Below are 7,319 nucleotides of genomic sequence, written 5' to 3'. Positions count from 1 at the left end.
AAATTCAGGAGTGTGCTGCTTGCGGATCTTTTTGATAGTTGATGCTGGTTTTGTCATGTGAGCTACCTCTGGTTGAGAGTTTACTCACTTAGCCGCGTGTCCACTATTGATGGGTATGATCAGACTGCTTCAATTTTAAACTCTTCGGGATAATGCTTACCACTCATGGGCACCTCTCTTTAAGCCATCTTAAATGACTCAACCCGTAGCGATTTGAAAGGAAAAAGGGGACAGAACCACCCCGGCACTGTCCCCTGAAGGAATTGCAATTCCATTCTCCGCCAATGTTAGCATTTTTTGTCTGTGATACTATGAACGAGTCATTTTTCAGAGCATGGACTGATGAAAAAGAAAAATACTACACCAACTCCCCACGACGCCACATTCCGGCAGTTTCTGACTCAGCCGGACATTGCATGTGATTTTATGGAGTTGCATCTGTCGGCAGAGTTGCGTGCCATCTGCGATCTCAGCACACTGAAACTTGAATCCGGTTCGTTTGTTGAGGATGATCTCCGCTAGTATTTCAGCGACGTACTCTACAGCCTTAAAACTACTGCTGGTGACGGTTACATACATATCCTGATTGAGCTCCAGTCAACGCCAGACAGACATATGGCCTTTCGCCTTATCCATTATGCGGTGGCTGCCATGCAGCGCCATCTGGAAGCTGGTCATAAAAAAATTTGCCACTGGTGATACCTGTGCTGTTCTATACCGACCACGCCATAGACGGCCTATCAGTCGTCCTTCGCGTATAGCCCCTTTAATATCTTTCATCAGCTGCTTATGGTGAGCTGTTACATAATACCCTGCCTGTTCAATAGACTGTGTCAGCCCATAATGCTCCATCACTTCAACCAGCATGGTCTTCTCCTTATTGTCTGTTAAGGAAATAGTCTCTGATGCGGGCGAGAACTTCACTACGGTTTAGCGTCTCAGCCAGAATACTGTCGATAAAGGCCCAGTCTTCATCCGGCATTCTGGCCAGCGGTATGGACAGATCGTCGGCAATTGCCAGTGTTGCCGCAATAACGGTGGGAAAGCGGTATAGTACAATAATTTTCGATATCCAAACTGACCCCTTAATGATCGAAACCCTGCCATTGAGCGGCAGGGTAGGTCTTATAAACTATTATTTTTTCATTGTAGTTCCCTTTAAGGTTTTTATTTAACCGGATTGCTTAGTGGTAAATTTTTTGCTCCTGCGTAAAATACAATGAGAGTAACTGGTTCATTTTCAGTAAAGCCGCGATGTATCGTACCAACTGTCTCAGCAAGCGTTTCGCCAGCATAAATTTTTTTTTTCGAACCGTCTGATTGTTTTTCTACCGTTAAATGTCCCGACAGCACATATGCAGCATTAGGTATTGGATGAGTGTGCCATCCAAAAGTGGTATGAGCAGGAACTGTGATTTTTAAGATCGACAGCTCAGGAACTCCTTGTGGATAGGAATTATAAGATACGCCATCCCATGAGGTACTTGTTTGCATCAGGAACTCAGATGATACTTTTTCGGCTTGTTGTGCATTACTCCTGTTTGACATCATCATTACCATTCCACCAAACAGGAGTGCTGCCACGAGTTGTGTTTTCAAAATTTTATTCACCCTTTGGAATTTTATAAATTATGTTGCGGGAAATACTTTATATAAGAAACAATGTGAAAAATTGATTTGCATCACAGATACTGAGTGAAAATATTTCAAATATATTCTTTTTTATGCATTTATAATATTCGNTGAAAAATTGATTTGCATCACAGATACTGAGTGAAAATATTTCAAATATATTCTTTTTTATGCATTTATAATATTCGTAATAATTTGTATGTAAAAATGAATATTTTTTATTGTTGCTGATGTTATCAGGTGAGATTAACGTCCCCCCCCCCCCCTTGAAACGGGGAGAGGATCACTTTTGCTTCTTCAGTACTGTTTTTACGCCGTAATGGTGTTCTTGTCCATTTTGCTAAAGAGCATGAAGAGCTGTAGAGGCTCTGACCTGCTCCCCGTGATTAATACACCGCGATGTTAGTAATGTCTTCATAAGCCACATGAGGATATGCCCATGAAGAAGCGTTTTTCCGACGAACAGATCATCAGTATCCTTCAGCGAAGCTGAAGCCGGGGTTTCTGCCCGTGAGCTCAGCCGCAAGCACGCCATTTCCGATGCCACCTTTATATACCTGCCGTAAGAAGTATGGCGGTATGGAGGTGCCCGAGGTTAAGCGCCTGAAGTCGCTTGAGGAAGAGAACGCCAGACTCAAGTAGCTGCTTGCCGAAGCCATGCTGGATAAGGAGGCACTTCAGGTGGCTCTGGGGCGAAAGTACTGACGACAGACCAGAAGTGGGAAACCGTTGAGTTTATGTGTGATGCGACCGGTCTGTCGCAACGTCGTGCCTGTCGGCTTACTGGTTTGTCCCTGTCGACCTGCCGCTATGAGGCTCAGCGTCCAGCAACTGATGCGCATTTATCAGGGCGCATCACTGAGCTGGCACTGGAACGCAGGCGTTTTGGCTACCGCCGCATCTGGCAGTTACTGCGCCGTGAAGGCCTTCATGTTAATCACAAGCGCGTGTACCGCCTTTATCATCTGAGAGGGCTGGACGTAAAACGTAGACGACGTCGTAAAGGGCTGGCAACAGAGCGTCTGCCACTGCTCCGCCCGGTGGCGCCCAACCTGACCTGGTCGATGGATTTTGTCATGGACGCGCTCGCCACCGGTCGCAGGATCAAGTGCCTGACCTGTGTGGACGGCTTCACGAAGGAGTGCCTGACAATTACCATCGCATTCGGGATTTCAGGCGTTCAGGTCACGCGTATTCTGGACAGCATTGCACTGTTTCGGGGCTATCCTGCGACGATAAGAACTGACCAAGGGCCGGAATTCACCTGCCGCGCACTGGATCAATGGGCCTTTGAGCATGGTGTTGAGTTGCGCTTAATCCCGCCGGGCAAGCCAACGCAGAACGGATTTATTGAGAGTTTTAACGGACGCTTTCGCGATGAGTGCCTGAATGAACACTGGTTCAGCGATATTCTTCATGCCCGGAAAACGATTAATGACTGGCGGCAGGATTATAACGAGTGCCGTCCACATTCAGCACTGAATTATCAGACGCCATCAGAGTTTGCAGCACGGTGGCGAAATGAAAAATGTGAAGGTAAACAAACCGACATTACTAACTGATAGTTGTATCAAATACTGGGGGCAGGTCACAGGTATGTGGTGGTGATGCTAAAAAAGTTGTTCGTACTGAAGTCCAGCAGACTTTTGTAAATGGCCTGCTGGGATTTTTCACCTTCGGTATTTATACCCCGCGTGAAGCGCGGGTTTATTGCGCGAAGTAATCGTCCGGTCAGCAGCCAAACTTCTGCTGACCTGTTCACCTGCACCAAGCTCTAACATGCCCGACAACAAGAGTTGGAGTTCGGTTTTTCCTATGCCCTGCAAACATACGGTCGCTGAATCACCACGGGTTTAACAGACACCTCAGAGTCATTTAAGATGACTTAAAGAGAGGTGCCCATGAGCGGTAAGCGTTATCCTGAATAGTTTAAAATTGAAGCAGTCAAACAGGTTGTTGATCGCGGTTATTCTGTTGCCAGCGTTGCAACACGTCTCGATATCACCACCCACAGCCTTTACGCCTGGATAAAGAAGTACGGTCCGGATTCTTCCACTCATAATGAACAGTCAGATGCTCCGGCCGAGATCCGCCGTCTCCAGAAAGAGCTGAAGCGGGTTACCGACGAACGGGACATATTAAAAAAAGCCGCGGCGTACTTCGCAAAGCTGTCCGACTGAGGTACGCCTTTATCCGTGACAACACCTGTTGCTGGCCTGTTCGCCTGCTCTGTCGGGTGCTGGATGTTCATCCCAGTGGTTTTTACGCCTGGCTTCAGCAGCCGCATTCACAACGCCATCAGGCAGAGCTGAGACTGACAGGACAGATTAAACAGTTCTGGCTGGAATCGGGATGCGTCTATGGTTATCGCAAAATCCATCTGGATCTGCGGGACAGCGGGCAACAGTGCGGAGTGAACAGAGTCTGGCGACTGATGAAACGTGTCGGGATAAAGGCTCAGGTCGGATACCGGAGTCCGCGGGCACGTAAAGGCGAGGCCAGTATCGTGTCGCCCAACAGGCTCCAGCGACAGTTCAATCCGGATGCTCCGGATGAGCGTTGGGTAACGGACATAACCTACATCAGGACCCACGAAGGCTGGCTGTATCTTGCCGTGGTGGTTGACCTGTTCTCACGCAAAATTATCGGCTGGTCAATGCAATCCCGGATGACAAAGGACATTGTCCTGAACGCACTGCTGATGGCTGTATGGCGGCGTAATCCCCAAAAACAGGTGCTGGTTCACTCGGACCAGGGCAGTCAGTACACAAGCCATGAGTGGCAGTCGTTCCTGAAATCACACGGCCTGGAGGGGAGCATGAGCCGTCGCGGTAACTGCCATGACAACGCGGTTGCGGAAAGCTTTTTCCAGCTTCTGAAACGCGAACGGATTAAGAAAAGGCTCTACGGAACGCGGGAAGAAGCCCGCAGCGATATTTTTGGTTATATCGGAATGTTTTATAACAGTAAGCATCGGCATGGTTCGAGCAATCAGATGTCACCGACAGAATATGAAAACCAGTATTATCAACGGCTCGGAAGTGTCTAGATTATCCGTGGCGATTCAGCTGTGACCGCTCTGTACCAGATGTACACCTGTTAAAGAGATATAATACGCAGTCGGGTTACTGAGAATTATATTCTCTCCGTCTGCATGCCAGGTTAATTTAGCTGGCGCATCAGTGGCACCATTTTTTAACGCTGCCGGACGCCAGAACAATTTAACCCGGTTACGGAACGCTACCATGAGCTGATTTTTACCGTCTTTATTTGTCGGTGGAATTTCCAGAACGTTTAACCAGAATACACTTTCGCGGTCTGCAGGCATGTTATTCGGTGTGGCAGTGATTCGGAGTGTCTGGCCATGCCTACCTTCAACGCGGGTTAAAGGCGGCGTCAGCACAAAAGGAACATGTAATTTCTCAGGCATAACCTCTGCATGGCCGTCATCTATCCAGCTCTGCGCGATGCGTGCCGATATCATGCATGGCCAGAACGTCAAACACTGCGGCTATACGTCCGATATACGCATCCGCCTGAACAATCCCAAACTGTCTGAAGCTGTAATCCCAGATAGCCTCCAGATGCTCTTCTGCTTTCGGTGTCAACTCAATCTCTTTCATTTGCCACCCTGGCCCTGGCGTTATTTAGGAATGCATCCTTGTTCCATGGTTTCGCCTCCCCGCTGCTGAGTCCTTCGGCCAGCAGATCGCGCAGTTCCTGAAGGCGGGATTCAGCCTGCTTCTCGCGCAGCAGACGCAGCGCGTCACGCATGACCTCGCTCTGGATTCGGTAATCACCGGCTTTAACCAGGGAATCGATAAATTCGCGCAGCTCTTCACCCACGTCCACCGTCATCGTACGGGCCATAACCCCTCCGTTTCTTAATGTAAGATTTGTTCTTACATTAGTATATCATTTTCGTATCAGGCTTCCATGCTCAGTGATAGAGACTATGGACTGCGTTTTTGAGATCAACAGGGATGCGAAACCAGATAGTTATCTAATAGAATGCTGAGTTATAGCCTTAAGCGAGAGCTGGAAATGAAATTAACAGAAAATCGAGTAGATACACTCATCGATACCCTGAACGACCTGATCTGCGATGAGCAAAGTATTACTCGCGAACAGCGAGAAAATTTAATTAAAACGGTTGCCACACTGGGTGGGCTTAAGGAGCGACTACGACTCGTTTCTGCAGAGAAAGAAGCCAGGCAGATCGCCAAAAACGAGAAGGTAAAGAAACCGCGCGAACCGGATCTGGTGTTTCCCCGTACAGGAAAGCCGTGGCTGCCAGAGGACCTCGATATTATCCATTCCATCATCGACGATATACCTGATGACAGAATTGATGATCACATCCTGTGGCTTTCAAAGCAGCAAGGGCGCACTCCCTATGCCGTCGCACTGAAGATTGTTGGTGTAGGAAGAATGGATGATGAGTGGGCTAAAGCCTGGAAACCCGCGGCAAAATCGCTTCGAGAAGATTATGCAAAGCTTCATCCTGCTCCCTCTTCGGATATCAGCTAGGTATAGTCGAGTTTTGGTTGAGATGTATATGAAATTATTTTGCAGCAGCATGTTTTATAATTATAAAAATTGGCCCTAAAAAATATGGTAAAATAATACACAATTACACTCCGTAATCTAAATATATCAATATATTTGCCGATATATATAGTAAGGAAGGGAGTGTCATGAACGATTATCATATTTTAAATATCTGTATTCAGAATAAGGATGTAGCAGGTGCAATGCGCGTGCTGCGTGATAAATCAGAATTTGCAGTGCGCAAGATTCTGGAGAAACTAAAGATCAGGGTCACAACGCAAACCGGCAGGGCATTCTGGCATTTTGTTCAGGGCTGGCTGTTAACCGCGTGTCGCCAGGGGAATCTACAGCATGAATCGTTCAGTACCCGACGTTCTTCCCACTATCCGGAACGCCAGCCAGCTCAGTCCCGCTGCTCTCGATATGGTCAAGCTTCTCGCACTTCTGGCCATGATTATCGACCACACCAATACGGTGTTTCTGTCGCCAGCCTGGCCGGTGATGTATGCGCTTGGCCGGATGGCCTTCCCCCTGTTCACGCTTATATGGGCGATGAACGTACAGCGCCCCCCGGAACGACTGCAGAAGAGAGCCAATCGCCTGTGGATCTGGGCAGTCATAACGCAGCCGGGGTTCAGCCTGGCCTTCTGGCATCACCAGCCCTGGTGGGCCCTGAACATTCTGTTCGTGTTCGCAGGCGTCACGCAGCTGATTGCCCTGCAGTACCAGCACGGCCTGAAAGGAATGTTTGCGGGATATCTGCTCCTGGCCCTCATGATTTGGCCACTGCAGCCGGCAAGCTACGGGCTGGCAGGAATAACGCTGGCCATCAGTATGGCAACCGTTTCTGGCAACGAAAACCCCGAAGTGCAGCGTCTGGCGGCCATCACTGCCGTGCTGTCACTGATTTGTTTAAACGGGTTATCGCATCTCTTGGATATGCCCGAAGAAACATTATTACTGGCCACGCTGCCTACTCTGGCATTCCCCCTGGCAGTGGTTTCATTCTGCAGGCAAATCTGTCCGGAGGGCCGCAGGCGTTTCATGCCGCGTAATTTCTTTTATTATGCTTACGCCGGTCACCTGGGGATTATTGGTCTGGTACAGTATACTTTCGCCTGATTAGGGAGGACGTG

General features: G+C 48.5%; 7 protein-coding genes and 5 pseudogenes. 6 read left to right on the top strand and 6 right to left on the bottom strand.

Going from position 1 to position 7,319, the window contains the following annotated elements; all coding sequences use genetic code 11:
• Positions 1–342: 342 nt before the first annotated feature.
• A pseudogene (locus tag SPH27_RS21720) lies at positions 343–716 on the top strand (Rpn family recombination-promoting nuclease/putative transposase); the annotation flags it as partial.
• Here SPH27_RS21720 and SPH27_RS21715 read toward each other — a convergent pair.
• The 3 genes and pseudogenes from SPH27_RS21715 to SPH27_RS21705 form a co-directional block, all read right to left on the bottom strand.
• Positions 717–924: pseudogene (locus tag SPH27_RS21715) on the bottom strand (AAA family ATPase); the annotation flags it as partial.
• Positions 878–1,051, bottom strand: a pseudogene (locus SPH27_RS21710) (IS481 family transposase); the annotation flags it as partial. The pseudogenes SPH27_RS21710 and SPH27_RS21715, both read right to left, overlap by 47 nt.
• 116 nt (positions 1,052–1,167) lie before the next feature.
• Complete coding sequence (locus SPH27_RS21705) at positions 1,168–1,599, bottom strand: cupin domain-containing protein (RefSeq protein WP_322435828.1); 432 nt, start codon at positions 1,597–1,599, stop codon at positions 1,168–1,170.
• Positions 1,600–2,071: 472 nt separating this feature from the next.
• On the opposite strand from SPH27_RS21705, the pseudogene SPH27_RS21700 reads away from it, so the two are divergent.
• From SPH27_RS21700 to SPH27_RS21690, 3 genes and pseudogenes are all read left to right on the top strand, one after another.
• A pseudogene (locus SPH27_RS21700) lies at positions 2,072–3,194 on the top strand (IS3 family transposase).
• Between the two features lie 32 nt (positions 3,195–3,226).
• A pseudogene (locus tag SPH27_RS21695) lies at positions 3,227–3,355 on the top strand (Bor/Iss family lipoprotein); the annotation flags it as partial.
• Positions 3,356–3,566: 211 nt separating this feature from the next.
• Positions 3,567–4,681 (top strand): IS3 family transposase gene (locus SPH27_RS21690; RefSeq protein WP_416208287.1). Its coding sequence is split into 2 segments (ribosomal slippage): positions 3,567–3,780 and positions 3,780–4,681, totalling 1,116 coding nucleotides; the frame shifts between segments, so codons are not numbered across the junction.
• Positions 4,682–4,696: 15 nt separating this feature from the next.
• Here SPH27_RS21690 and SPH27_RS21685 read toward each other — a convergent pair.
• Genes SPH27_RS21685 through SPH27_RS21675 form a run of 3 tightly spaced genes read right to left on the bottom strand, consistent with a single transcriptional unit; the run spans position 4,697 to position 5,502 of the window.
• Positions 4,697–5,062: a molecular chaperone gene (locus SPH27_RS21685; RefSeq protein WP_322435827.1), complete on the bottom strand. Its 366-nt coding sequence runs from the start codon at positions 5,060–5,062 to the stop codon at positions 4,697–4,699.
• A 16-nt stretch (positions 5,063–5,078) separates the two neighbouring features.
• Complete coding sequence (locus tag SPH27_RS21680; RefSeq protein WP_322435826.1) at positions 5,079–5,255, bottom strand: type II toxin-antitoxin system RelE/ParE family toxin; 177 nt, start codon at positions 5,253–5,255, stop codon at positions 5,079–5,081.
• Entirely contained in the window at positions 5,242–5,502 is a 261-nt protein-coding gene (locus SPH27_RS21675) for a type II toxin-antitoxin system ParD family antitoxin (RefSeq protein WP_322435825.1), read from the bottom strand. Before SPH27_RS21675 ends, SPH27_RS21680 begins: the two co-directional genes overlap by 14 nt.
• A 141-nt stretch (positions 5,503–5,643) precedes the next feature.
• On the opposite strand from SPH27_RS21675, the gene SPH27_RS21670 reads away from it, so the two are divergent.
• A complete protein-coding gene (locus SPH27_RS21670) occupies positions 5,644–6,162 on the top strand; it encodes a hypothetical protein (RefSeq protein WP_322435824.1) in 519 nt (172 codons plus the stop codon).
• Positions 6,163–6,534: 372 nt separating this feature from the next.
• Complete coding sequence (locus SPH27_RS21665) at positions 6,535–7,305, top strand: TraX family protein (RefSeq protein ID WP_322435823.1); 771 nt, start codon at positions 6,535–6,537, stop codon at positions 7,303–7,305.
• The last annotated feature ends 14 nt before the right edge of the window (positions 7,306–7,319 follow it).

This window comes from Enterobacter sp. A103 (genome assembly GCF_034427535.1).
GTDB lineage: Bacteria > Pseudomonadota > Gammaproteobacteria > Enterobacterales > Enterobacteriaceae > Enterobacter > Enterobacter asburiae_B.
This window is presented reverse-complemented; position numbering and strand designations above follow the sequence as displayed.

Bases quoted from the DNA above. Each gene is read 5' to 3' on its own strand.
- SPH27_RS21685 (WP_322435827.1), bottom strand. From the start codon at position 5,062: ATGCCTGAGAAATTACATGTTCCTTTTGTGCTGACGCCGCCTTTAACC.
- SPH27_RS21680 (WP_322435826.1), bottom strand. From the start codon at position 5,255: ATGAAAGAGATTGAGTTGACACCGAAAGCAGAAGAGCATCTGGAGGCT.
- SPH27_RS21675 (WP_322435825.1), bottom strand. From the start codon at position 5,502: ATGGCCCGTACGATGACGGTGGACGTGGGTGAAGAGCTGCGCGAATTT.
- SPH27_RS21670 (WP_322435824.1), top strand. From the start codon at position 5,644: ATGCTGAGTTATAGCCTTAAGCGAGAGCTGGAAATGAAATTAACAGAA.
- SPH27_RS21665 (WP_322435823.1), top strand. From the start codon at position 6,535: ATGAATCGTTCAGTACCCGACGTTCTTCCCACTATCCGGAACGCCAGC.